This window comes from Flavobacterium pygoscelis, assembly GCF_023162025.1.
Classification (GTDB): domain Bacteria; phylum Bacteroidota; class Bacteroidia; order Flavobacteriales; family Flavobacteriaceae; genus Flavobacterium; species Flavobacterium pygoscelis.
This window is the reverse complement of record NZ_JALNUB010000001.1, coordinates 22,816-46,169: the sequence shown is the minus strand read 5'-3', so window position 1 is coordinate 46,169 and position 23,354 is coordinate 22,816. Positions and strand designations below refer to the sequence as shown.

General features: G+C 31.4%; 22 protein-coding genes. 13 read left to right on the top strand and 9 right to left on the bottom strand.

The genetic code is table 11. From position 1 onward, the window contains the following. Positions 1-5: 5 nt before the first annotated feature. From MW871_RS00205 to MW871_RS00190, 4 genes are all read left to right on the top strand, one after another. Positions 6-1,226, top strand: a complete 1,221-nt coding sequence (locus tag MW871_RS00205; RefSeq protein WP_248427180.1) for a M23 family metallopeptidase — start codon at positions 6-8, stop codon at positions 1,224-1,226. 766 nt (positions 1,227-1,992) lie between these two features. Then, complete coding sequence (locus MW871_RS00200; RefSeq protein WP_248427179.1) at positions 1,993-4,821, top strand: TonB-dependent receptor; 2,829 nt, start codon at positions 1,993-1,995, stop codon at positions 4,819-4,821. Positions 4,822-4,923: 102 nt separating this feature from the next. Further along, entirely contained in the window at positions 4,924-5,361 is a 438-nt protein-coding gene (locus tag MW871_RS00195; protein ID WP_210644915.1) for a hypothetical protein, read from the top strand. A gap of 84 nt (positions 5,362-5,445) precedes the next feature. Continuing rightward, a complete protein-coding gene (locus MW871_RS00190; protein WP_188049094.1) occupies positions 5,446-5,928 on the top strand; it encodes a septal ring lytic transglycosylase RlpA family protein in 483 nt (160 codons plus the stop codon). Here the strand turns inward: MW871_RS00190 and MW871_RS00185 are convergent. Continuing rightward, positions 5,925-6,398: a CYTH domain-containing protein gene (locus MW871_RS00185; protein WP_248427178.1), complete on the bottom strand. Its 474-nt coding sequence runs from the start codon at positions 6,396-6,398 to the stop codon at positions 5,925-5,927. The two genes, MW871_RS00190 and MW871_RS00185, sit on opposite strands and share 4 nt — an antisense overlap. 390 nt (positions 6,399-6,788) lie before the next feature. On the opposite strand from MW871_RS00185, the gene MW871_RS00180 reads away from it, so the two are divergent. The 3 genes from MW871_RS00180 to MW871_RS00170 all read left to right on the top strand — a co-directional run bounded on the left by MW871_RS00180 (position 6,789) and on the right by MW871_RS00170 (position 10,591). Beyond that, positions 6,789-8,858, top strand: a complete 2,070-nt coding sequence (locus tag MW871_RS00180; protein WP_188049092.1) for a recombinase — start codon at positions 6,789-6,791, stop codon at positions 8,856-8,858. 51 nt (positions 8,859-8,909) lie between these two features. After that, entirely contained in the window at positions 8,910-9,992 is a 1,083-nt protein-coding gene (dinB, locus tag MW871_RS00175; protein WP_188049091.1) for a DNA polymerase IV, read from the top strand. Positions 9,993-10,075: 83 nt separating this feature from the next. Next, positions 10,076-10,591 (top strand): PAS domain-containing protein, encoded by a 516-nt coding sequence (locus tag MW871_RS00170; RefSeq protein WP_248427177.1) that lies wholly within the window; start codon positions 10,076-10,078, stop codon positions 10,589-10,591. Positions 10,592-10,647: 56 nt separating this feature from the next. Here the strand turns inward: MW871_RS00170 and MW871_RS00165 are convergent, their stop codons facing one another. From MW871_RS00165 to MW871_RS00140, 6 genes are all read right to left on the bottom strand, one after another. Continuing rightward, entirely contained in the window at positions 10,648-11,418 is a 771-nt protein-coding gene (locus MW871_RS00165; protein ID WP_248427176.1) for a Bax inhibitor-1/YccA family protein, read from the bottom strand. Positions 11,419-11,579: 161 nt separating this feature from the next. Further along, positions 11,580-13,010 carry a pyruvate kinase gene (gene pyk / locus MW871_RS00160; protein ID WP_188049088.1) on the bottom strand — a complete coding sequence of 477 codons (1,431 nt, stop codon included), beginning with the start codon at positions 13,008-13,010 and terminating at the stop codon, positions 11,580-11,582. Positions 13,011-13,014: 4 nt separating this feature from the next. Further along, on the bottom strand, positions 13,015-13,503 hold the full coding sequence (locus tag MW871_RS00155; RefSeq protein WP_248427175.1) for an IPExxxVDY family protein: 489 nt from the start codon (positions 13,501-13,503) through the stop codon (positions 13,015-13,017). A gap of 115 nt (positions 13,504-13,618) precedes the next feature. Continuing rightward, positions 13,619-14,359, bottom strand: a complete 741-nt coding sequence (rnc, locus tag MW871_RS00150; protein ID WP_210644908.1) for a ribonuclease III — start codon at positions 14,357-14,359, stop codon at positions 13,619-13,621. A gap of 6 nt (positions 14,360-14,365) precedes the next feature. Continuing rightward, on the bottom strand, positions 14,366-15,619 hold the full coding sequence (gene fabF / locus MW871_RS00145) for a beta-ketoacyl-ACP synthase II (protein ID WP_248427174.1): 1,254 nt from the start codon (positions 15,617-15,619) through the stop codon (positions 14,366-14,368). A gap of 191 nt (positions 15,620-15,810) precedes the next feature. Continuing rightward, positions 15,811-16,047 carry an acyl carrier protein gene (locus MW871_RS00140; RefSeq protein ID WP_007137004.1) on the bottom strand — a complete coding sequence of 79 codons (237 nt, stop codon included), beginning with the start codon at positions 16,045-16,047 and terminating at the stop codon, positions 15,811-15,813. Between the two features lie 177 nt (positions 16,048-16,224). Between MW871_RS00140 and purN the strand changes: the two genes are divergently transcribed. Both purN and rnhA read left to right on the top strand, forming a co-directional pair. Continuing rightward, positions 16,225-16,788, top strand: coding sequence for a phosphoribosylglycinamide formyltransferase (gene purN, locus MW871_RS00135; RefSeq protein ID WP_248427173.1), 564 nt, complete (start codon positions 16,225-16,227; stop codon positions 16,786-16,788). Positions 16,789-16,885: 97 nt separating this feature from the next. Beyond that, on the top strand, positions 16,886-17,362 hold the full coding sequence (gene rnhA, locus MW871_RS00130) for a ribonuclease HI (RefSeq protein ID WP_210644902.1): 477 nt from the start codon (positions 16,886-16,888) through the stop codon (positions 17,360-17,362). Positions 17,363-17,417: 55 nt separating this feature from the next. Here the strand turns inward: rnhA and MW871_RS00125 are convergent, their stop codons facing one another. After that, positions 17,418-17,765, bottom strand: a complete 348-nt coding sequence (locus MW871_RS00125; protein ID WP_188049082.1) for a DUF6249 domain-containing protein — start codon at positions 17,763-17,765, stop codon at positions 17,418-17,420. Positions 17,766-18,075: 310 nt separating this feature from the next. Here MW871_RS00125 and MW871_RS00120 point away from each other — a divergent pair, with 310 nt between their 5' ends. The 4 genes from MW871_RS00120 (at position 18,076) to MW871_RS00105 (ending at position 22,238) form a co-directional block, all read left to right on the top strand. After that, complete coding sequence (locus tag MW871_RS00120) at positions 18,076-18,660, top strand: RNA polymerase sigma factor (RefSeq protein ID WP_210644899.1); 585 nt, start codon at positions 18,076-18,078, stop codon at positions 18,658-18,660. Continuing rightward, positions 18,647-19,042: a hypothetical protein gene (locus MW871_RS00115; RefSeq protein WP_248427172.1), complete on the top strand. Its 396-nt coding sequence runs from the start codon at positions 18,647-18,649 to the stop codon at positions 19,040-19,042. Before MW871_RS00120 ends, MW871_RS00115 begins: the two co-directional genes overlap by 14 nt. 237 nt (positions 19,043-19,279) lie before the next feature. Next, the gene (locus MW871_RS00110; RefSeq protein WP_188049080.1) at positions 19,280-20,203 is read left to right on the top strand and encodes a PfkB family carbohydrate kinase; all 924 of its coding nucleotides are present in this window, start codon (positions 19,280-19,282) and stop codon (positions 20,201-20,203) included. Between the two features lie 136 nt (positions 20,204-20,339). Then, entirely contained in the window at positions 20,340-22,238 is a 1,899-nt protein-coding gene (locus MW871_RS00105) for an amidophosphoribosyltransferase (RefSeq protein WP_248427171.1), read from the top strand. 280 nt (positions 22,239-22,518) lie between these two features. On the opposite strand, the gene MW871_RS00100 is transcribed toward MW871_RS00105, so the two are convergent. Then, complete coding sequence (locus MW871_RS00100) at positions 22,519-23,127, bottom strand: superoxide dismutase (protein WP_210645509.1); 609 nt, start codon at positions 23,125-23,127, stop codon at positions 22,519-22,521. Positions 23,128-23,354: the final 227 nt, after the last annotated feature.

The window sequence follows — 23,354 nt, the reverse complement described above, 5'->3', positions numbered from 1 at the left end:
CAGGTTTGAAAAAAATATTGATAATTATAATAGTGTTGTTTTCTTTGGTTTCATGTGATAAAACAAAGGAATTGGCAAAAGAAAAAATAGTGAGACCAGTTCCTAAAAAAGTGGATTTTGGTTTTGTTTATGCCGATTTTAATGTTGTTCATGACACAATAAAAAAAGGAGATACTTTTGGAAATATTATTGAAAATCAAAATATCGGAGATCGAAGAGTTTATGATATTATTGCTGCAATAAAAGATACTCTTAATGTACAGTCAATTCGGTTTAATAAGCCTTATACTTTGCTTCGTTCTAAAAATAAAAAACACAATCTTCAGGTTTTTATTTACCAACCTGATGCATTGACTTATTATGTAATCGATTTTCGCGATACTGCTGTAGTTGCTTACAAGAAAATAAAACCAGTTACAATTAAGAGAAGAACAATTGGTGGTGTTTTAAAGGAATCTTTATCTGAAACTCTTGGGAATGCTAAAATTGAGGGTGCTTTAGCAGGGAAAATTGCTAAAATATATGCCTATTCTATCGATTTTATGAAGCTGAAAAAAGGAGATCGTTTTGCAATCACGTTTACAGAACGATTTATAAATGACACCATTTATGATGGAGTAGAAGAAATGGAAGCTTCCTTTTTTGAATATAGAGGAAAAATAATTTATGCATTTCCTTTTGCTCAAAATCCTAATTCTGATAAGATTGATTATTATGATGAACAAGGTAAAACACTCAAGAATTTTTTCCTTAAATCACCTATAAAATTTAGTAGAATATCTTCTAGATTTTCATCAAATCGTTTTCATCCCGTTCAACATACATGGAAAGCGCATAAAGGAACGGATTACGCTGCTCCAAGAGGTACACCTATAACTACCACTGCAGCTGGAGTTGTGGAGCAAAGTGGTTTTACTGCTGGGAATGGTAACTTTGTAAAAGTGAAACACAATGGTACTTATTCTACACAATACCTACACATGTCAAAAATTTTAGTAAAACGCGGACAGCGTGTTTCTCAAGGACAAGTTATCGGTTTAGTGGGTAGTACAGGTCTTGCCACAGGACCACATGTATGCTATCGTTTTTGGAAAAATGGGGTTCAAGTTGATGCATTACGGTTAAAACTTCCTACCGGTGAACCGATGACCGGTAATAATAAAGCACGTTTTCTCGAAAAAATAAAACCTCTTAAATTTGAATTAGATAGTATAGCTAATTTATAATGCTATACAGAATGCTTTTTTAAATTAATTTTCAGAGTCTTTTTGATTAGCTTTCGTTCAAATAATTTTTATTCTACCTTGATATAACTCTATTGGTGTTTGTCATCAAATATAATTTCTGTATTTATTTTTTTTCAAAATAACACTGAAATGTATTTAGAGATGAAAAGCTCGTTAATCGAATTACTTCTATTAAAGTGAAAGCTCTTTTTTTTATTATTGAACAATCTTCATAATAACAATAATTTCGTTTGACTGCAAGTAGAGAGTGTAAATTCCATTTAAATTGGAATAACATTTTATTTAATTTTCAATAAAAAGAATCCATAACTATACTATTCAATTATTAGCTGTGTTAGTAAATGAGGCTGAATTTAAAGAAGTAGTAATTTTTTTTAAAGTTGGGTATATAATTCAGCTATCAAAGAATAATGCTTTCATTTCGATTTCTCTTTTTTTTATGACTTTTACACTTAAATTAGTATAATAAGTTCTTTAAATTCCTTTTTTTCAAAAACTAATTGGTTTGTAACGTTTTTTGATTAATTTTTTTTAAAAAATAAATTATTTTTTTCTCTCGTTATTTCACAGATGATTAACTAAAAAACAATGACTAATTTAAAATTGTAATCTTTTTAATATATAATTAATATTAAATGATTTTTTTTGAGTTTTCACCCATAAAAAAAACCTGATTCTTAACCTTATGTTAACTTTTTAAACAAAAAATGTTATATTTTTGCCAAATATTATTAAACTAAAAAAAATGAAGACAATTAAAAATTGGTTAATGTCAGGATTGTTACTTTTAGTAGTTACTACAGCCTTTTCTCAGGGGAAAGTTACAGGAGTAATTACTGATGGTGAAGGTACTTTGCCTGGGGCTAATGTTGCTGTAAAAGGTTTGGCAACAGGAACTTCAACAGGTTTTGACGGGAAATTTTCTATTAATACTACAGCAAGTTCTGGAGAATTAGTAATTTCCTTTTTAGGTTTTGAAACTAAAACAGTGCGATTTTCAGTAGGATCTGGAGCTACTGTTAATTTAGGGACAATAGTTTTAAAATCTAATTCTAATGAATTAAGTGAAATAGTAGTAAAAAGCGGTGTAATTGATGTTGCTAAGGCAAGAAAAACGCCAGTTGCTGTTTCAACAATTAAAGCTGCTGAAATACAAGAAAAATTAGGAACACAAGAATTTCCTGAAATATTAAAAAATACTCCTTCAGTATATGTAACTAAATCTGGTGGTGGTTTTGGAGATTCTAGAATCAACATTCGTGGTTTTGATCAAAAAAACATTGCTGTAATGGTTAACGGTATGCCTGTTAATGATATGGAGGGTGGAACTGTATATTGGAGTAACTGGGCAGGTTTGTCTGATGTTACTTCTGCTATGCAAGTTCAAAGAGGTTTAGGATCTTCTAAATTAGCTATTGCTTCTGTAGGAGGTACTATAAATGTAGTTACTAAAACATCTGATTTAAAAGAAGGTGGTTCTTTTGCTTCTTCATTTGGTAATGCTAATTATTTAAAAATACAAGGTTCTTATAATACTGGGATCATGAAAAATGGTTTATCAGCTTCTGTTTTATTGAGTGCAACTCAAGGAGATGGATATGTTGATGGAACTCAATTTGAAGGACAAAATTATTTTATAGCTTTTGGTTATAAGCCAAATGATAAACACGATATTCAATTTACTTTTACAGGTGCTCCACAATGGCATAACCAAAGAAGTACTTTTGTTTCTCTTGCAAATTACTTGAAATATGGAACTAATGGGGAACCTAATACAAGATACAACTCGGATTGGGGTAATTTAGGTGGTGAAGAGTATAATATTAGAAGAAATTACTACCATAAACCTGTGGGTTCTATCAATTGGGATTGGAAAATTAATGAAACTACTAAATTATCTACGGTAGTTTATGGATCATGGGGTCGTGGTGCAGGAGCAAATGGTGTTGGTGGAATTAGAGGGTTGAATTATGTAAATGATGCTTTTAGAACTGCTAATGGTATAATTGATTATGATAAGATTCAAGCTTGGAATGCTGGTCAAACTATAATGATTAATGGTGTTCCACAAACAAGAGGTAAAGTTGGAACTGAATATCAAAATAGTTCAGATACAGGAAGTAAAAAAGTGGGTTCTGCTACTGTACTTAATAATACCTCTGGTATTTCGCAAGTTTCTTCTTTTAATTCACATGACTGGTATGGTGGTATTGTGAGTTTGAATAAAAAATTAACTGATGCTTTAACCTTAGATTTTGGTATTGATGCTAGAACTTACAAAGGAATTCATTATCAAACTTTAAATAATGCTTTAGGTGCTGATGTTTTTGTTGATAATACTGATTTCAACATAGCAAGTCCAGGTAGAAAAATAACAGAAACTTATTCATTAAGTCCTTCTTTAAACCCATTTGCAAGTTCAAATGTTAGTCAAAAAGTAGGTTATGATTATGATGGAAAAGTAAATTGGTTGGGAGCTTTTACTCAATTAGAATATTCATCAGATAAATTAACAGCTTTTGTTCAAGCTGCAGTTTCTCAGCAAGGTTTTAAGAGAATTGATCGTTATAATTATCCTCAATTCAAACAAAATACAACTACTCCAAATCCTGAATATGACTTAAGAGAAACGGATTTTGAGAATATCCTAGGAGGTAACGTAAAAGGGGGTGCAAACTATAACATCAACGAAAGTCATAATGTTTTTGTTAACGCTGGATATTATTCTAAGCAACCATTCTTTACAACAGTTTATCCTAACTTTAGATCAAAACTAAATGGAAATTTAGTGAACGAAAAAATTACTGGATTTGAAGCTGGTTATGGTTTCCGTTCTAGTATTGTAAATATTAATGTAAACGTGTACAATACGAAGTGGGCTGATAGATATCAAAGAAGTACTGATGGTTCACCGGATAATACTGGTGGATATTTTGATTTCTCTGGTATTACTGAAATTCACTCTGGTATTGAATTTGAAGCTAATTCAAAAGTGACTGATAAATTCAAAGTTAACGGGATGTTTTCTATTGGTGACTGGAGATACAAAGGGAATAGTGTAAGTAATAGATATGACGCTTTAAACAATCCATTTGCTGGAGGAACACCAAAAACTTTATATTTAGACAAAGTAAAAGTGGGTGATGCAGCACAATTAACAGCTTCAGTTGGTGCTTCATACGAAGTGGTTACTAGAGTTACTGTTGATGCTAATTACAACTTCAATGAGAATGTTTATGCTTCAATTTCTCCTAAGGATTTTGAATCTGCTACGAATAAAGGAGCATTAAAAATACCTGCTTATGGTTTAATGGATGCTGGTTTTTCATACAAAATGTTAGTAGGTAAAGATAAAGATGATTCAGTAAGCTTTAGATTGAACGTGAATAACGTTTTAGATAAAGTTTATATTGCTGAATCAAAAACTAACATATTTGCTGATGACTTTATTTCTGGTTCTTCTGGACCAACTTATGCGTCTTCAGGAAGAACTTATAATGGTGTAGCTACTGGTAATAATGTTTACTTCGGTTTCGGAAGAACATGGAACTTTAGTTTGCGTTATAATTTTTAATTAAAAGTTAATTATTTAAAAAACGGCATTCACTTTATCAGTGAAATGCCGTTTTTTTTATGTCTTTTTTTCCTATATTTGTTTTAAACAAAAACTTAATTTATGTACAATTTTATTCAAAAATTTCATTCCGGTTGGGCTTATTTAGCGCTCTTATTATTAGTAATTGCAGTGGCAAATTCCTTAATTGGTTTATTTTCAAAAAAAGAATTTACTGCCAAAGATAGAAAGATTGCTATTTTTGCATTGATAGGAACGCATACACAATTATTAGTGGGTTTAATCTTGTATTTTGTATCTCAAAGAGGATTTAAACTTTTTGAAATGGGCGTTGGTGAAGTAATGAAAAACGCAGATTATAGATTGACCGCAGTAGAACATCCGTTAATTAATATAATTGCGATTACTCTAATTACAATAGGTTGGTCTAAACATAAAAAACTGGCAACTTCTGAATCAAAATTTAAAACTTTTTCTATTTTTTATACTTTAGGTTTGTTGCTTATTTTAAGTAGAATTCCTTGGTCTATGTGGTTCTAATAAAACTATTAAAAAAGCTCTAGAAATAGAGCTTTTTTATCTAGGTATAGTTTTTGTTTGATAGGTTTAACTAATAAAATATACATGAAAAAATCAATTACTTTATTTTTTTTGTTGGCAACAATTACCTTAGTTAGCGGGCAAAGCTCTGTTATTAATAAACAAAAAGTACCAGTTACAAAAGATTCTATTAAGAAGGCTAAAGTTGTTATAGAAATTCAAGAAAAAAAAATTGATTCTTTAGTTGCTGTTTTAGAAGTTTTTAAACCTTACAAGAAGCAAGCTCACGCTTCTTATTATGCGGATAAGTTTACTGGAAAAAAAACATCTAGCGGGAGTAGATTTGATAACAATAAATACACCGCAGCACATAAAAAACTTCCTTTTGGTACAAAAGTAAGAGTAACCAACGAAGTTAATGGTAAATCAGTTGTTGTAGAAGTTACCGATAGAGGTCCGTTTGTAAAATCAAGAGAGATCGATTTGTCAAAACGCGCTTTTATGGAAATTGCTTCTAATAAAGGCAGCGGAGGAATGCTTGTTACGATTGAAGTGATGGTAGACTAATGATTCCATTCTGAAAAGGGATTTTTACTTAGATAAGCATTATAATACTTAATATCACCCGTAACTTCAGCGCCAAGCCAATTTGGTTTTTCAAAAACATCATTCTCTGATTGAAGTTCAATTTCAGCTATAATTAAGCCTTCATTGTTCCCGTGAAATACATCAATTTCATATAGATGTTCTCCCATTTTTACTTCATAACGAGTTTTGTCAATTACACCTTTCTCGCATAGATCTAAAAGTTTTGTGGCTTCCTGAACTGGTATTTCTTTCTCCCATTCAAATCGTGACAGCCCAGATTCATTAGAAGCACCTTTAATTGTTAAGAAACCTTTGTTGCCTTTTATTCTAACTCGAACTGTACGATCAGGAACTGAACTTAGATAGCCTTGGGCAATATGATTTTGTTTAAAAGAAACCTCTTTAAAAGAATTATTTTTGACTAAAAATTTTCTTTCTATTTCAATCATTTTTATCGGTGTTATTTCTTCTCCTATGTTTTAATTTTTTGCAAAACTGTTTAAAGAAGAGGGATTTTTTGTTATTTATTTTAATCAAATATTCTTCTCAATTTATTAGAATATTTGTTTTTTGGTATTTATAATCACTTAGCAAAGGTATTAAATATTTTAAAGTTTCATTATGGTAGGTTTTAATTGAAATTATTTGAAAATAGAATTTATAAAAACTTTTAGGTATAGTTTTTTTTTAATCTGTTTAGAAGTTGAAGTAAAAAGTGCTTTATTACATTAATATTCTTGATTCCAGAATTATTTCACCTTTACTTATCAATTTTTTATGAATAACTTATCGTAAATTCTTTCGCTGATTTGTATTTTTACAAAAATTGAATTCCAATAATGAAGTTATTTTTCAAAGAAAAACCAAAATCAACTGCCGCAGGTCTCCTAACTGAATTTTTCGGTGAAGCACAATCTTGGCGCGATACAAATGATGTATTAGAGCCATTAGTCGAACTTATTCGATTAATTAGACCATTGAAAATAAAAAAAGTACAGTCGGTCGATTTGCAAGAGATAATTTCTTTTTTAAAACAAAATTATTCTTGTCGAAAACAACTTTCTATATATTTAAAGGAAATTTTAAAAGACAGAAAATTTAATAAAATCCTTTCAGATGCAGCTATACTGCAAGATGTAGATTTTATTTTTGAAGTAAAGAAAAGAATTTTTGCTAAGTTTTTGCCCTATCAACCTCAAAAAGATACGTTAGAATATGTTCTAAATCAGGTTTTTTATTTAGCTAATGATGGTATCTGGATCAATAGAATTCCGCTAAACCAATTGGCAGAACTTTATGACCTTTTAAAGTTCAATTCTATCTATGATAGTATGGAATCTAACTCTGCGTTGTCAGAACTATTAATTGCGGAACACTTACTCATACAACGAATAAGTGGTCGTGCCATGGAGACTGATGTTATTAAGATGGTTCCTGAATTTGATGATTTAGAAAGTCCTTTTTCTGCATTTGAAAAGGAGTTGTATTTAATTGAGGAACGAATTAGAACTTCGGATAAACATTATATAACCTCAGATGACTTGTCTTTTTCTCAATTATTAGTGCTTCAAAAACAGTGTGAAGGCTTTGTTGAAAAAGCTTTTCATAACAGTTCTAAGTACGGAATTTCCCTTCGAGTAAATCAAAATTTATTAAAAATTAGACAGCAATTGGTTCGTCTTAATTTTTTAATTTCTTTATTGACAGTCGATACTGAGAAGGATAAAAAGAATAATGGTATAGCATTAGCCTTACAGTTAGTCAAATACAATTGTTACAAAAATAATGTCCGTAAGTTTATAGCAGAAAGTACTCAATTGATTTCTTACGAGATTACGCAACATACCGCAAAAACAGGTGAACATTACATAACAGAAAACCGCGCTGAATATTTCAAGATGTTCAAAACGGCTTTAGGAGGTGGTTTTATAGTAGGTATTTTATGTGTGATAAAAGTACTTCTATCTAAGGTAGATACTAGTTTTTTTGGTCATGCCTTTTTATATAGCATGAACTACGCGTTTGGTTTTATTACCATCTATTTATTAGGTTATACACTGGCTACAAAACAGCCCGCTATGACTGCTTCTGCTTTGATTAGAGCGTTAGAAGAAGGTGTTGGTCAAGAAGGGAAAGGAGCACAGAAACACAAAGCGTTTGCTGTTCTTTTTGCTCGAGTGTTTCGATCACAATTCATTGCTTTTGTTGGGAATGTTATTATGGCTTTTCCAGTTTCGCTATTGGGAATTTGGTTGATCGATTATTTTTTGCACTATAATATAGCGGCAACAAAATGGGAATCCTTACTTATTGATTTGAGCCCAATTCATTCTTTGGCAATTTTTCATGCTGCAATAGCAGGTATGTTTTTATTTTTATCGGGTATTATATCCGGAAGTGTTGCTAATAGAGACAAACACAATCAAGTGTATTTTAGGATTACAGAACATCCTTTTTTGAAAAGAAATTTTGGAAAAATAAGAACCGTTAAACTTGCTAAACTCTATGAAAAAAGATGGGCTGGTATAATCTCTAATTTTTGGTTTGGCGTATTCATGGGAAGTACAGCATCTATTGGTTTATTTTTAGGATTGAATTTAGATGTTCGCCACATTACTTTTGGTAGTGGTAATTTGGCGTTGGCCTTGTATGGTGCTAATTATAAAGTAAGCACTTCGATGTTGTTTTGGGGTATTTTTGGAATAGGAATTATTGGTTTAGTCAATTTTATAGTAAGCTTTAGTCTTTCTTTAGGACTAGCTTTTCGTTCTCGAGCTATATCCTTGTTTGAACTTCGATTTGTAACGATTTCTATTTGGAATCATTTCAAATCAAAACCATTAAGTTTCTTTTTTCCAACAGAAAAGAAAGCTCATAAATTAAAAGTGGATAAGCACATAAATTTATAATTTATTGAGAGACTTCTAATAAATAAATGATGATTACTGAATTGGTTTATAATGCAGGATTTAATCCCAAATAGAAAAATTATACATGTTGATATGGATGCGTTTTATGCTTCGGTAGAGCAAATGGACAATCCTTTATTACGTGGTAAACCCATTGCTGTAGGTGGATCAGAAAATCGAGGTGTTGTTGCTGCGGCAAGTTATGAAGCAAGGAAGTTTGGCGTACGTAGTGCTATAAGCGGTGCGTTGGCAAAGAAGAATTGTCCCGATCTAATTTTTGTTACTCCACGTTTTGAACGTTATAAAGAGATTTCAAGTCAGATTCAAAAAATTTTTCATGAATTTACAGATTTAGTAGAGCCTTTGTCACTAGATGAAGCGTATCTTGATGTAACTGTAAATAAAAAAGGAAATCCTAGCGCAACTTTATTAGCTCAAGAAATTAGAAAACGCATTTTTGATACCGTTGGCTTAACAGCATCTGCGGGAGTTTCTGTTAATAAGTTTGTTGCTAAAATTGCTAGTGATTACAATAAACCGAATGGTCAAAAAACGGTAAATCCTGACGAAGTAGTTTCGTTTTTAGAAGTACTTCCTATTCGAAAATTTCATGGTGTTGGTAAAGTTACTACTGAGAAAATGTATCAACTTGGAATTTTTACTGGTTTAGATTTAAAGGATAAGTCTTTGGAATTTCTTGAAAAAAACTTTGGTAAATCTGGAAGTTTCTACTACAATGTGGTACGAGGTATTCATAACAGTGAAGTAAAATCTAATCGGATTACTAAATCAGTTGCTGCCGAAAATACTTTTGATATCAATCTTTCTTCCGAAATTTTTATGATAGAGAAGCTGGAAAGTATTGCACAGACATTAGAAAAAAGATTAAAAAAACACCAGGTTGCAGGCAAAACAATTACCCTTAAAATAAAATATAGTGATTTTACACAACAAACCAGAAGTAAAACTTTGCCCTATTTTGTTTCAGATAAAGCTTTAATTCTTGAAATTGTGAGTGAACTTTTATATCAAGAACGAATGAAAAATTCTGTTCGTTTATTAGGTATATCTATAAGTAATTTGAATACAGAGCAAAAACAGTTTGTCGTTGTTCAGTTGAAATTTGATTTTTAGATCCTTCAACAAGGGTTAAAATTATTAAATTACTATTTTATGTTTATAAATAAAATTACATTTGATTTATAAATACACATATTATGAATGATTTTAGACATTATGAAGAGGCAGTTGCATTGTATCACGGTACTTTAAAAAACAAATCCACTCCAATTTATTGTTGGGATTTTCATAATAATTTTTTGGATGAAGTTAAAAATTTCTTTGTAGATTTTAATAAATTGACTTTGATGGCTTCTCAAAATAAATGGGCTGAAAATAAATGGGATTTAAAAAATAGTCTTAAAGAAGAAGTCGTTATTGTTACGGATGCTACATTAAAAATTGTTTTTGCATCTCATGGAATTAAGGCCATGAATGGATACAATCCAGAAGAAGTTATTGGTAATAGCCCTAGAATGTTTCAAGGTGAGGCCACTAATGCAATTACCTCAAATGAAATTAGAAAGGCAGTATTGCAATTGGAGCCTTTTGAGAAAACATTAATTAACTATAAGAAAAATGGTGAAACTTATGTTTGTTTGATAAAAGGTTTTCCAGTGTTTAATACTAAGGGAGAACTTAGTCATTATATTGCTTTTGAGAAAGCAGCTTAAAAAAGAAAACCTTTCCGATTTGGAAAGGTTTTCTTTTTTAAGGCGTACTGATGTAATTAGTTTCTGCTATTAAGTTTAGATAACAATCTTAAAAATTCTATATATAACCAAACTAAAGTTATCATTAGTCCCATTGCACCATACCACTCCATGTACTTAGGCATTTTTTGTTCGGCTCCTTTTTCTATTCTATCAAAATCTAAAAACAGATTTAAAGCAGCAATTATGATTACAAAAACGCTAATTCCAATGCTCATCATTGAACTTCCATAATGTGCCGGTACAAAACTAGTAAACATAGAAAATAGCCATGATATTAAGTAATAGGTTGCTATTGCCAAAGTAGCTGCAATAACAACAGATTTAAATTGCTCTGTAACTTTTACAATTTTGTATTTGTATAATACCAAGCAAACCATAAAAGTTACAAATGTTGCTCCAACTGCTTGCGCTACAATTCCTGAATATTTTGCTTCAAATATTGCAGAAATCCCACCTATAAATAATCCTTCAAATACGGCATAACCCGGTGCTAGGTAAGCAGAGTATTGTGGTTTAAAGGCAGCAATTACCACTAAGATTAATCCAATTATTGCTCCTCCTATTGTTGGCGCCATAGGATTCATTCCGTTAAAAGCCATCCACCAAGTAATCATGGCAGTTGCTGTGAGTAGTAAAAATAAAATTATACTTTTATTAATTGTACCCGAGAGAGTCATCTCTTGATTGTAATCAATAATTGTTGCTTGATGCACTTCCTCTTTTCTTGAAACGGCAGTTGAAAAAGTTTTGTTATTTAAAAATGGATTTTTAGAATTGAAACTCATAATTGCTTTTATTTATTGTTGGTCAAATATAAATTTTATTTTGTTTAAGACTCTATAATTATTCTTAATATTTTTAGAAAGAAATACCATTTTGTATAAAATAAAAAGCCGTTTTGTAATTGCTACAAAACGGTCTTAATATTCTTTTACAGGAAAGCGTATTATTCTATTTCAGAAACTCTTAAGGTATTAACCATTCCTTTATCTTTAATAGGCATCGCTGCTAGATTAATAAGAAAATCTCCTTTTTCTACAAATCCTTTTGCTTTTACGATTTCATTAATGTCAGTTACGGTATCATCAGTACTTACTGTTTTTTCATATAAGAACGAACGTACTCCCCACAATAAATTAAGTTGAGTTAGAATGCGTTTATTAGAGGTAAAAACTAAGATGTGAGCATTAGGTCGCCAAGCCGAAATTTGAAATGCAGTGTAGCCGCTATTAGTAAGCGTACAAATTGCTTTTGCCTGAATTGCATTAGCCATAGTTGCAGCGTGATGACAAATTGTTTTTGTAATGAAACGTTTTGTTTTAATTTGTGGTGTGTTTTGCGGTACGTGAATTAAGGGAGAATCTTCTACTGCTTGAATGATTTGTGTCATTTTTTGAATTACCTGAACGGGATAGTTTCCTGTTGCAGTTTCTCCTGATAACATTACAGCATCAGCACCATCCATAACCGAGTTGGCTACGTCATTTACCTCAGCACGTGTAGGTGTTAGGCTTGTAATCATTGTTTCCATCATCTGAGTTGCAACAATTACAGGTATTCTAGCGGTTTTTGCTCTGCGTATTAATTCTTTTTGTACCAAAGGAACTTCGTGTGCTGGTAGTTCAACACCTAGATCACCACGTGCTACCATTAAACCATCACAGTAGGCAACAATTTTATCAATGTTTTCTAATGCTTCTGGCATTTCAATTTTTGCAATAATTGGAATTTTGTAATCTGAATGTTTAGCGATTAATTCCTGCAAATCTTGTAAATCTTCCGGAGTTTTTACGAATGATAATGCAATCCAGTCTACGTGTTGTTCAATTGCAAAAATAGCATCAGCAATATCTTTTTCGGTCATTGCCGGAAGTGATATTTTTGTATTTGGTAAGTTTACTCCTTTTTTGGATTTTAACTCTCCGCCTTGAATTACTCGGGCTACGACTTCGGATATTTTATCTGTTTCTACAATTTCAAAGATAAGTTTACCATCGTCAAGTAATATTCTTTCGCCAGGATTTACATCGTTTGGAAAGTTTTTATATTTCATGAAAACTTTTTTGGCAGTTCCAAGTATGTCTTCAGCAGTTGTAAATGTAATTAAATCGCCATCATGCACTACAACACCTTCTTCCATAACTCCAACGCGAAGTTTAGGGCCTTGCAAGTCACCAAGGATAGCTGTTGTGTATCCAAACTCTTCATTTAGACCTCGTATAAGGCTTATTTTTTCCTTTACATCATTGTAGTCAGCATGCGAAAAATTCACTCGGAATACATTTACACCAGAGTCGATCATATCTTTTATGATTTCTCTTGTGCTACATGCAGGTCCTAATGTGGCTACAATCTTAGTTTTTTTGTTTGTGAGCATTTTATTAAAAAATTAAATTGTTTTTAGATTTTATTTGTTTCTTGTCGACAATGAAAATAGTAGATACATTGTCTATGGTATTTAACAAAAGTTGTATGTTAGAGAGGTCAAGAGGTCCTTCATTATTTTCTATTTTTAAAAAATAATCTACCTTTTTTAATTCCGGAAGTAAATAGGCTTTTGTAGCCACTTCCATGGTTACATTTGAAAATAAATTTTGAGTATTTTCTTCTTTATGTTGGATAACCTGATTTTTATTTTGAATTAAATTCCAAGTAAAGTTACTGTCATCATCATTATAATAAAATCTAGAAAAATTTATTTCTCCTTCCTTTATATTAATTTGAATGTCTTCTTCACTTTTACTTAAATTGATAGGTAGTTTTTGATTAATAAAATATGCTAAACGATAGTCTTCTAATAAAGTGTGTATAGCAATTAAATAATAATCAATTTCATCAAATTCTCCAAGATCTAGTTTTTGAATCCCCATTGCATTAAAATATAATGATGTAAATATACCATTTCTAATGATGAGTTTAGGTCTTGCAATAAGATGTTTTCGTTAATTTATGAACGATAACGTTGTAGTTTTAGTAATTTTAAGATTATTTTCGATCCATTTTTTCTTGAAATGCAAAATAGGCGCGTTGCGATGCTTTCTCTTCTGCTTTCTTTTTAGAAGTTGCTCTTGCTTTTGCAATTACTTTATCGTCAATGCTAAGTTTTACTCCAAATAGTCGTTGTCCGTCAATGCCATTATCTTCAAAAATATCATAATGAAATATTTTTTTTTCTTTTTGACACCATTCTATAACTAAGCTTTTGTAGCTAATCACTTTTCCTTCTAATCGAGTGATGTCTACATAAGGTGCAACCACTCTTTTTTGTATAAATTTTTCACAGTATTCATATCCTCTATCTAAATAAATTGCACCTACGAGAGATTCAAAAATATTTCCATGCACGTTTTCTCCAAAATGCTGTATAGGAACTTTGCTCTCTATATAATGTACTAAATTTAAATCCTTACCTAGTTCATTGAGGTGTTCTCTACTTACAATTTTTGAACGCATTTTGGTGAGATATCCTTCATCGCCCAAAGGTGATTTATCGAATAAATAGGCAGCAATAACAGAACTAAGCATTGCGTCTCCTAGAAATTCTAATCTTTCATAATTTATAGGATTTCCTGCGCTGTCAAGTCTATTAGCTGAACGATGTGTAAATGCTTTTTTGTAATTGTCAAGATTTAATGGTGCAAAACCGAGAATTTTCTGAATAGAATCAAAAAAAATCCCGTCTTCAAGAGAACGGGATTTTGAAAATATTTTTCTGATTATACGCATATGTAATTAGATTTCTAATTTTTTTACTAATACACAAGCATTATGACCTCCAAAACCAAAAGTATTACTCATTACAACCTTCATGTCTCTTTTTTGAGCTTTGTTGAATGTAAAGTTAAGTTTAGAATCTATGTTTTCATCATCAGTGAAATGATTGATAGTAGGAGGGACAATTCCGTGCTTTAATGATAGAATTGATGATATAGTTTCGACAGCTCCTGCTGCTCCAAGTAAATGGCCAGTCATAGATTTTGTCGAATTCAAGTTCATTGTATAGGCGTGTTCTCCAAAAACGTGTAATATCGCTTTTGATTCGGCTAAATCACCAAGTGGAGTTGATGTTCCGTGCATATTTACACCATCAACATCGCTTGCTTGTAATCCAGCATCTCTCAAACAGTTTAGCATTACATTTTTAGCGCCAAGTCCTTCTGGATGTGGTGCAGTAATGTGATAGGCATCTGCAGACATTCCGCCACCACCTATTTCGCAATAAATTTTTGCGCCACGAGCGATAGCATGTTCGTATTCTTCTAGTACTAATGCTCCAGCACCTTCTCCTAAAATAAAGCCGTCACGGTCTTTATCCATTGGTCTTGAAGCTGTTTTTGGATCATCATTTCGTGTTGATAAGGCATGCATGGCATTAAAACCACCCATTCCTGCAATGGTAACTGCAGCTTCAGATCCACCCGTAACCATAACGTCAGCGTGTCCTAATCTAATATAATTAAAAGCATCAATAATGGCATTAGTTGAAGAAGCACAAGCTGAAACAGTTGTGAAGTTTGGACCTCTAAACCCGTATTTTATAGAAATGTGACCACCTGCAATATCCGAAATCATTTTTGGTATAAAGAAAGGATTAAATTTTGGTGTTCCATCGCCAGCAGCATAGTTAAGCATTTCGATTTGAAAGGTCTCTAATCCGCCAATTCCTGAACCCCAAATAACTCCAACTCTGTCTTTGTCTAGTTTTTCAAAATTGAAATTAGCATCAGCTACAGCTTCTTCGGATGTTACCATTGCATATTGTGCATATCGGTCCATCTTCCTTGCTTCTTTTCTATCTAAAAAATCTTCAGCATTGAAATTTTTCAATTCACAAGCAAACTGAGTTTTAAACTTTGAAGCGTCAAAATAAGTTATAGGTGCAGCTCCGCTTACGCCTGTAATAAGCCCATTCCAATATTCTTCAATGTTATTTCCTATAGGTGTAAGAGCGCCTAAACCTGTTACTACAACTCGTCTTAATACCATAAATTCTTTATTTTTGTTATCTTTAAAAAAATAAAACCCATGCATTCTTTACTGTACTAAATTACAAAAGAGCCATGGGTATTACAATAAATATATTTTTGATTGAACTTCAATCTCCAATTTAATTTTTTAAAAAAAATAATAACACCCGGATTTAGAAACAGAATTTCTAAGGACCGGGTGTGAACTTATTATTTTTTAGCTTCCTCGATGTAAGAGATTGCTTGACCTACAGTAGCAATGTTTTCTGCTTGATCGTCTGGAATTTGAATATCAAATTCTTTTTCGAATTCCATAATAAGCTCTACAGTGTCTAATGAGTCAGCTCCTAAATCATTAGTGAAGCTTGCTTCTGTTACAACTTCGTTTTCGTCAACACCTAATTTGTCTACGATAATCGCTTTTACTCTTGATGCAATGTCTGACATAATCTTTAATTTTAGAATTTAATTTGTTGGCAAAAATAAAAAACTTTATTTGAAAACAACCATTAAGTTAATAAATGTGACTACTAATGTATAAAATTTATTTTAACAAAGCAGAGGCATTGCTATTTTTTTTGAAATTTTATGCGTTTTTTTGTGCTTTTAAAAGAGACTATTTATATGAAAAAAATTGTTGTTTTTGCCTCTGGATCGGGGACTAATGCTGAGAATATCATTCAATATTTTGCAAAAAAAGAAATTGCAAATGTTGTTGCTGTTTTTACAAATAATCCAAATGCGGGTGTAATTCAAAGAGCAAAAAACTACGAAGTGGCTATTCAGATTTTCTCAAAAGAAGACCTAAATGACGGTGAAGTACTACAAAAAATAAATATAATTAAACCGGATTGGATCGTTTTGGCTGGTTTTTTATTGAAATTCCCTGAAAATATAATTAAAGCCTATCCTAATAAGGTTGTAAATATTCATCCAGCTTTATTACCTAAGTATGGTGGGAAAGGAATGTATGGAATGCACATACATAAAGCAATAGTAGAAAATAAGGAAAAAGAAACGGGTATCACGATTCATTACGTCAATGAAAATTATGATGAAGGTGCTATTGTTTTTCAACAAAAAGTGCTTGTAACAGAAGAAGATACAGCTGAGGACGTGGCTTCTAAAATTCATGTACTGGAGCAAAAATATTTTCCTGAGGTTATTTTGGGTTTGTTAAATGAATAATTTAAAGAATTTTGATTGAATTTTAAAGTATATTAATTTTAATAGATCGTCAAAAAAAGCAATAGTAACTCAAAGGCTTTAAAGTCTAATAAACGATATGGAATACGACGTACATATATATACTGATGGCGCTGCAAAAGGCAATCCTGGCAATGGCGGTTACGGTGTGGTAATGGAATGGGTTGGTAAGCCTTATAAAAAAGAATTCTATGAAGGATTCCGTTTGACTACTAATAATAGAATGGAATTGTTGGCCGTTATTGTAGGTCTTGAAAAACTTAAAAATCCTAATACAAGAGTATTGGTGATTTCAGATTCTAAATATGTGGTAGATTCTGTAGTTAAAAAATGGGTTTTAGGTTGGGAGAAAAAAAAGTTTGCAGATCGGAAAAATTCAGATTTATGGAAACGTTTTCTAATAATTTACCGAAAGCATATAGTTGATTTTAAATGGATAAAAGGTCATAACAACCATCCGCAAAATGAAAGATGTGATGAGTTGGCGGTAATGGCTTCTATGCAGGCGAAACTTTCTGTTGATTCTTTTTATGAAAACACCGCTTCTAAGGAATAAAAAAACGTATCAAAAAGGTGTTTTGATACGTTTTTTTTGTCAATTCTTGCTAAATTTATTCTTTGTCTAAATTTTTGGCGTTATGAAATCCTGCAAGTAAACCCGCTCCAGCCATTATAAAAATAATTGAAGGATAAACTGCATTGTCATTTAACGAGGTATAAGTTGTAATTAGTAAAGCAATAAAAATTCCGATGCCACTTCCTATTAATAAGAAGGCTAGGTTTATTGTAAAAATCTTCCAAGTCGAGAGGCTATTTTGTTGTCCTTTAAAAAAAATACTGGCGTCTATTCCTTTTTCTATAAGAGCTAAACGTTCTCTGTTTCTAGTAGAATATAAGAGATATATAATCCCGAATATCATTAGAAAAAAACTTATGGGTACTAAAATTTCTGCTATCATAATAATATGTTTTAAATGATTGATATTCCATATGACGACACTATCTTAACTTGGGTTACAACTTTTAAAAAAAAATGTAATTTTGAAATTCAAGTTACTACAATTATAAAAAAAACAACACATAAATCACACAAGCAATATTTTGCATTATTGTTGAATTGCAATCTTCCTTAATAATAGGATTTTTATTCTTTATATAAATAAAAGTTTAGTTTAATGTTTTACTAGAAAAATACAAGGATTTTACTTTTTGGGTTGAAATTTTGAATTAATTGTAACCTTGATGATCTAATTGTCGTCTTATTGGTATATGGGTACTTTTAATGATCAGCATTATATCGATTTAATTCTAAAAGGGCAAGCAAATGAATTTGCTGTTTTGGTCGATCGTTATAAAGACATGGTTTTTTCATTGGCATTAAAAATGGTTAAAAACAACGAAGAAGCTGAAGAAGTAGCTCAAGATACCTTTATCAAAATTTATACTTCTTTGAAAAAGTTTAAGGGAGATTCTAAGTTTTCTACATGGATTTATAAAATTGCATACAATACTTGTTTAGACCGTTTGAAGAAAAGTAAAAAAGAGGAAAATAATATTTCAATAGATGAATTTTCGATAGATTTAATTAAAACAATGAGTAATGCTTTGAGTGTTTTAGAGGATAAAGAGCGAAAACAAACCATTCAAGATTGTTTGAATTTATTGCCAAAAGAAGATAACTTTCTGTTAACTCTCTTTTATTTTGATGATCAAAATTTAGAAGAAATAGCGAAAATAATGAATATTACGGCTAATAATGCTAAAGTAAAATTATTTAGAAGTCGGCAAAAGTTAACAATTATTCTTAAAGATAAATTGCAATTAGAAAGATTAGAATACTATGAAAGAGATTGATAAATATACAGAAGATCTTGTTGATAAAATGATGAGCGAAAGTTTTTTAGTTTCCCCATCTGTTGACTTTACTTCACGAATAATGAATCAGGTTTTAGTAGCTGAAAAAAGTAAAATTAAAGTTTATAAACCTTTAATTTCCAAATCTACTTGGGTTTTCATAGGTTCAGGTTTGATAGCTTTATCGATTTATTCTATTTTTGATTCAAGCGATATTGTTTCTTTAGGAACACCTAAAATCTATTCGGATAAGTGTTCTGCTCTATTTTCTGGATTACATTTCTCTAAGAATATTTTATATGCGCTTTTAATAGTTCCTTTTATGGTTTTAATTCAAATCGGAATATTAAAAAATTATTTTGATAAGAAGTACGATTTGTAGTGTGTTTTCATGAATATTTTTATAAAATTTTTTAAGTGTAATTTTATAAAAAAAACTTGTTTTTTAAATCAATTAAATATATTTTGAGCATATGAATTAAATCATATCAATATGTTCATTTTCAGTAGTGTTGATTCTTATATTAGGTTTATTTTTTTATGATAATTTTGAGAATATAAACCTTTGCAATTTTATTACTTATAAACTATCTTTGCACCTTAATTCGAAACGTATATAATGAATAAATTATTGATTGTTGGAACTGTAGCTTTCGACGCAATTGAAACTCCTTTTGGAAAAACGGATAAAATTTTAGGTGGTGCAGCAACTTATATAGGACTATCTGCCTCTTTTTTTAATTTACAATCAGCTATAGTTTCTGTAGTTGGAGACGATTTTCCACAAGAATATCTAGATTTATTAACATCAAAAAATATTGATATTTCTGGTCTTGAAGTAGTAAAAGGAGGAAAAACTTTCTTCTGGAGTGGTCGTTATCATAACGATTTAAACTCAAGAGATACATTAGATACACAATTAAACGTTTTAGCAGATTTTCAGCCAAAAGTACCTCAGGATTATAAAAATTCAGATATTGTGATGTTAGGAAACTTACATCCGTTAGTTCAAAGCAGTGTTCTAGATCAGATGGAAACTCAGCCAAAACTAGTAGTATTAGACACTATGAATTTCTGGATGGATTGTGCTTTGCCAGAATTATTAGAGGTAATAAAACGTGTTGATGTAATTACAATCAATGATGAAGAGGCGCGTCAGCTTTCTGGAGAATATTCTTTAGTTAAGGCTGCGGCTAAAATACACACTATGGGACCTAAGTACGTGGTGATCAAAAAAGGAGAACACGGAGCATTATTGTTTCACAATAAAGAAGTTTTCTTCGCGCCTGCTTTACCATTAGAAGAGGTCTTTGATCCAACTGGAGCAGGAGATACTTTTGCAGGAGGATTTGCGGGTTATATTACACAGAGTGAAAATATTTCATTCGACAATATGAAAAATGCAATTATTCAAGGTTCTAATTTGGCTTCCTTTTGCGTAGAGAAATTTGGAACTGAAAAAATGGTTACTCTTCAAAAGAGTGATGTTTTGTCAAGATTGCAACAGTTCAAATCATTGACACAATTTGATATAGAATTATAATATAGAAAAGCCTCGGAAACGAGGTTTTTTCGTTTAATAAAAAAGCAACTAACTGCGCCCTTTTTAGCAAGAGTGATCAATGCTAATTATTACAAATTTATTTTTAGAATAACACAACAATTACAAAACACAAACAATGAGCGACGCTTTAAAACACGAATGTGGTATAGCCCTAGTAAGACTACTCAAACCGCTTGAATTTTACAAAGAGAAATACGGAACTGCATTTTACGGAATCCAAAAAATGTATCTTCTTATGGAAAAGCAACACAATCGAGGACAAGATGGTGCTGGTTTTGCAAGTATAAAATTAGACGTAGAACCTGGGGAACGTTATATTAGTCGTGTTAGATCTAATGATTCGCAACCTATTCAAGATGTATTTACGCAAATTAATGATAGAATAAACGAAGAATTAACCGCTCATCCAGAATATGCTGACGATGTAGCGCTTCAAAAACAAAAGATCCCGTATTTAGGAGAATTGTTTTTAGGACATGTTCGTTACGGAACTTTTGGTAAAAACAGTATCGAAAGTGTTCATCCCTTTTTACGTCAGAATAACTGGATGCATCGCAATCTTATTTTGGCAGGAAATTTTAATATGACCAATGTCCAAGAACTTTTTCAAAGTTTAATCGAATTGGGTCAGCATCCAAAAGAAATGGCAGATACCGTAACGGTAATGGAAAAAATTGGTCATTTTCTAGACGATGAAGTTACAGATTTATACCAAGAATGTAAAAATGAAGGGTTAAATAAAAGAGAAGCTTCGCCTGTTATTGCGGAACGATTGGATGTAGGTAAAATTTTAAGACGTGCTTCTAAAAATTTAGACGGTGGTTATGCTATGGCTGGACTTTTAGGACATGGTGATGCTTTTGTTTTTAGAGATCCTGCTGGGATTCGTCCTGCTTATTTTTATCAAGATGATGAAATCGTAGTTGTTGCTTCAGAAAGGCCTGTAATCCAGACCGCATTTAATGTTCCTTTTGACAAAGTGCAAGAAATTGAGCCGGGAAGTGCATTGATAATTAAGAAGAACGGAACCATTACTATGGAAGAAATTCTAACACCAACCGTTAGAAAATCGTGTTCTTTTGAGCGTATTTATTTCTCTAGAGGAAGTGATGCAGAAATTTATCAAGAAAGAAAGACATTAGGAAGGCTTATTCTTCCAGCAGTTTTAAAAGCAATAGATCAAGATACTGACAATACGGTTTTCTCTTATATTCCCAATACTGCCGAAACTTCATTTTACGGATTAGTAGAGGCAGCGCAGGATTTTTTAAATCAAAGAAAGAACAATTATATTCTTAAAAATAGAAATACATTAACTAAAGAATCTTTGCAGGAATTATTAGCGGTAAAAATTCGTACTGAAAAAGTCGCTATTAAAGATGCTAAATTAAGAACTTTTATTACTGAAGATAGCAGTCGCGATGACTTAGTAGCTCACGTATATGATGTTACTTATGGTGTGATAAAACCGACTGATAATTTAGTGATCATCGATGATAGTATTGTTCGTGGAACTACGTTAAAAATGAGTATCATTAAGATGATGGATCGTCTCAATCCAAAGCGTATAATAGTTGTTTCATCGGCTCCACAAATTCGTTATCCAGACTGTTACGGAATTGATATGGCAAAGATGGAAGGATTGGTCGCTTTTAGAGCTGCATTAGCGCTTTTAAAAGAGAGAAACTTATACCATATAGTTGATGAGGTTTATGCTAAATGTAAAGCGCAAGAGAATTTTGCAGATACTGAAGTCATCAATTATGTTACAGCTATATATGCTCCATTTGAGCCGCAAGAAGTATCAGATAAAATTGCTGAAATGCTTAGTTCTCCTGAGATTAAAGCGGAGGTTAAAATTATTTTTCAAACAGTTGAAGATTTACACATAGCATGTCCTAAGAATTTAGGAGACTGGTATTTTACAGGCGATTATCCAACTCCTGGAGGAAACAGAGTTGTAAACCGAGCTTTTATGAATTTTTATGAAGGAAAAGACTCACGAGCTTACTAAAAATTAGCGCTAATTGTTTTTAATCGGATATACAAGTTGTTTGTCTGATATATTTGGTAACAAACAAGAACTGCTATAAATTTAGGTCACCATAATATTAGTAGGTTAAGTTTATGGTAGATTTGGGGCAAAAAAGGTGGAAGTAATTCCACCTTTTTTATGCAATAAACTCAAGTAAAATTTAAGGTATAAAAAAAGTCGAATGAACTAATCTGTTCATTCGACTTTTTTATGTTAAAGTAGCTATAGTTTTATATCTAAAACGAAGCTTTTGTCTTAATTATTTTTCTAAAGCAAATCTTTTTGCTACTTCAGTCCAGTTAATTACATTGAAAAATGCTTCGATATAATCGGGTCTTCTGTTTTGATAATTCAAGTAGTAAGCATGTTCCCAAACATCCATTGCTAAAATTGGAGTTCCGCCACAACCAATTCCAGGCATTAATGGATTGTCTTGATTTGGAGTTCCGCAAACTTCAACTTTTCCACCTTTGTGAACACAAAGCCAAGCCCATCCAGAACCAAATTGAGTAGCTCCAGCTTTACTAAAACTAGCTTTGAATTCTTCGAAAGTTCCAAAAGCAGCTTCGATTGCAGCTAATAAATCACCAGTTGGTAATCCGCCACCGTTTGGAGCCATAACTGTCCAGAATAAATTATGATTATAAAAACCACCACCGTTGTTACGAACAGCCATGTTTTTCATGTCAAGATTAATCAAGATGTTTTCTATAGTTTTGCCTTCCATATCTGTTCCTGCAATAGCAGCATTCAAATTAGTGGTATAAGCATTATGATGTTTCGTATGGTGGATTTCCATTGTGCGAGCATCAATATTTGGTTCTAATGCATCGTAAGCATAAGGTAATTGTGGTAATTCAAAAGCCATAATATGATTGTTTAAATTAATGTAAAGTATTATTTTATTCAAATTTAGACATTTAAGTTTGGAATCGGAAATTCTATTTTGTTATAATTTCATTAAATTAATTGATAGTTGCTTCGTTTTATTAGGATAATAATTGATAATCAGTCCGTTTTTAATTTTTAACAGCATTTTTATTCGTTTATATTTAGGATAAAAATCATTGTATTTCTGGATTCATTAAAGCAATT

What these genes read in the sequence shown, in the direction of transcription:
- MW871_RS00120 (WP_210644899.1), top strand. Translation starts at nt 18,076, where the DNA reads ATGGGTACTTTTAATGATCAGCATTATATCGATTTAATTCTAAAAGGG.
- rnhA (WP_210644902.1), top strand. Translation starts at nt 16,886, where the DNA reads ATGGAATACGACGTACATATATATACTGATGGCGCTGCAAAAGGCAAT.
- MW871_RS00125 (WP_188049082.1), bottom strand. Translation starts at nt 17,765, where the DNA reads ATGATAGCAGAAATTTTAGTACCCATAAGTTTTTTTCTAATGATATTC.
- rnc (WP_210644908.1), bottom strand. Translation starts at nt 14,359, where the DNA reads ATGCGTATAATCAGAAAAATATTTTCAAAATCCCGTTCTCTTGAAGAC.
- MW871_RS00200 (WP_248427179.1), top strand. Translation starts at nt 1,993, where the DNA reads ATGAAGACAATTAAAAATTGGTTAATGTCAGGATTGTTACTTTTAGTA.
- MW871_RS00180 (WP_188049092.1), top strand. Translation starts at nt 6,789, where the DNA reads ATGAAGTTATTTTTCAAAGAAAAACCAAAATCAACTGCCGCAGGTCTC.
- MW871_RS00165 (WP_248427176.1), bottom strand. Translation starts at nt 11,418, where the DNA reads ATGAGTTTCAATTCTAAAAATCCATTTTTAAATAACAAAACTTTTTCA.
- MW871_RS00155 (WP_248427175.1), bottom strand. Translation starts at nt 13,503, where the DNA reads ATGGGGATTCAAAAACTAGATCTTGGAGAATTTGATGAAATTGATTAT.
- MW871_RS00100 (WP_210645509.1), bottom strand. Translation starts at nt 23,127, where the DNA reads ATGGCTTTTGAATTACCACAATTACCTTATGCTTACGATGCATTAGAA.
- purN (WP_248427173.1), top strand. Translation starts at nt 16,225, where the DNA reads ATGAAAAAAATTGTTGTTTTTGCCTCTGGATCGGGGACTAATGCTGAG.
- MW871_RS00110 (WP_188049080.1), top strand. Translation starts at nt 19,280, where the DNA reads ATGAATAAATTATTGATTGTTGGAACTGTAGCTTTCGACGCAATTGAA.
- MW871_RS00115 (WP_248427172.1), top strand. Translation starts at nt 18,647, where the DNA reads ATGAAAGAGATTGATAAATATACAGAAGATCTTGTTGATAAAATGATG.
- MW871_RS00105 (WP_248427171.1), top strand. Translation starts at nt 20,340, where the DNA reads ATGAGCGACGCTTTAAAACACGAATGTGGTATAGCCCTAGTAAGACTA.
- MW871_RS00185 (WP_248427178.1), bottom strand. Translation starts at nt 6,398, where the DNA reads ATGATTGAAATAGAAAGAAAATTTTTAGTCAAAAATAATTCTTTTAAA.
- MW871_RS00195 (WP_210644915.1), top strand. Translation starts at nt 4,924, where the DNA reads ATGTACAATTTTATTCAAAAATTTCATTCCGGTTGGGCTTATTTAGCG.
- dinB (WP_188049091.1), top strand. Translation starts at nt 8,910, where the DNA reads ATGCAGGATTTAATCCCAAATAGAAAAATTATACATGTTGATATGGAT.
- MW871_RS00140 (WP_007137004.1), bottom strand. Translation starts at nt 16,047, where the DNA reads ATGTCAGACATTGCATCAAGAGTAAAAGCGATTATCGTAGACAAATTA.
- pyk (WP_188049088.1), bottom strand. Translation starts at nt 13,010, where the DNA reads ATGCTCACAAACAAAAAAACTAAGATTGTAGCCACATTAGGACCTGCA.
- fabF (WP_248427174.1), bottom strand. Translation starts at nt 15,619, where the DNA reads ATGGTATTAAGACGAGTTGTAGTAACAGGTTTAGGCGCTCTTACACCT.
- MW871_RS00170 (WP_248427177.1), top strand. Translation starts at nt 10,076, where the DNA reads ATGAATGATTTTAGACATTATGAAGAGGCAGTTGCATTGTATCACGGT.
- MW871_RS00190 (WP_188049094.1), top strand. Translation starts at nt 5,446, where the DNA reads ATGAAAAAATCAATTACTTTATTTTTTTTGTTGGCAACAATTACCTTA.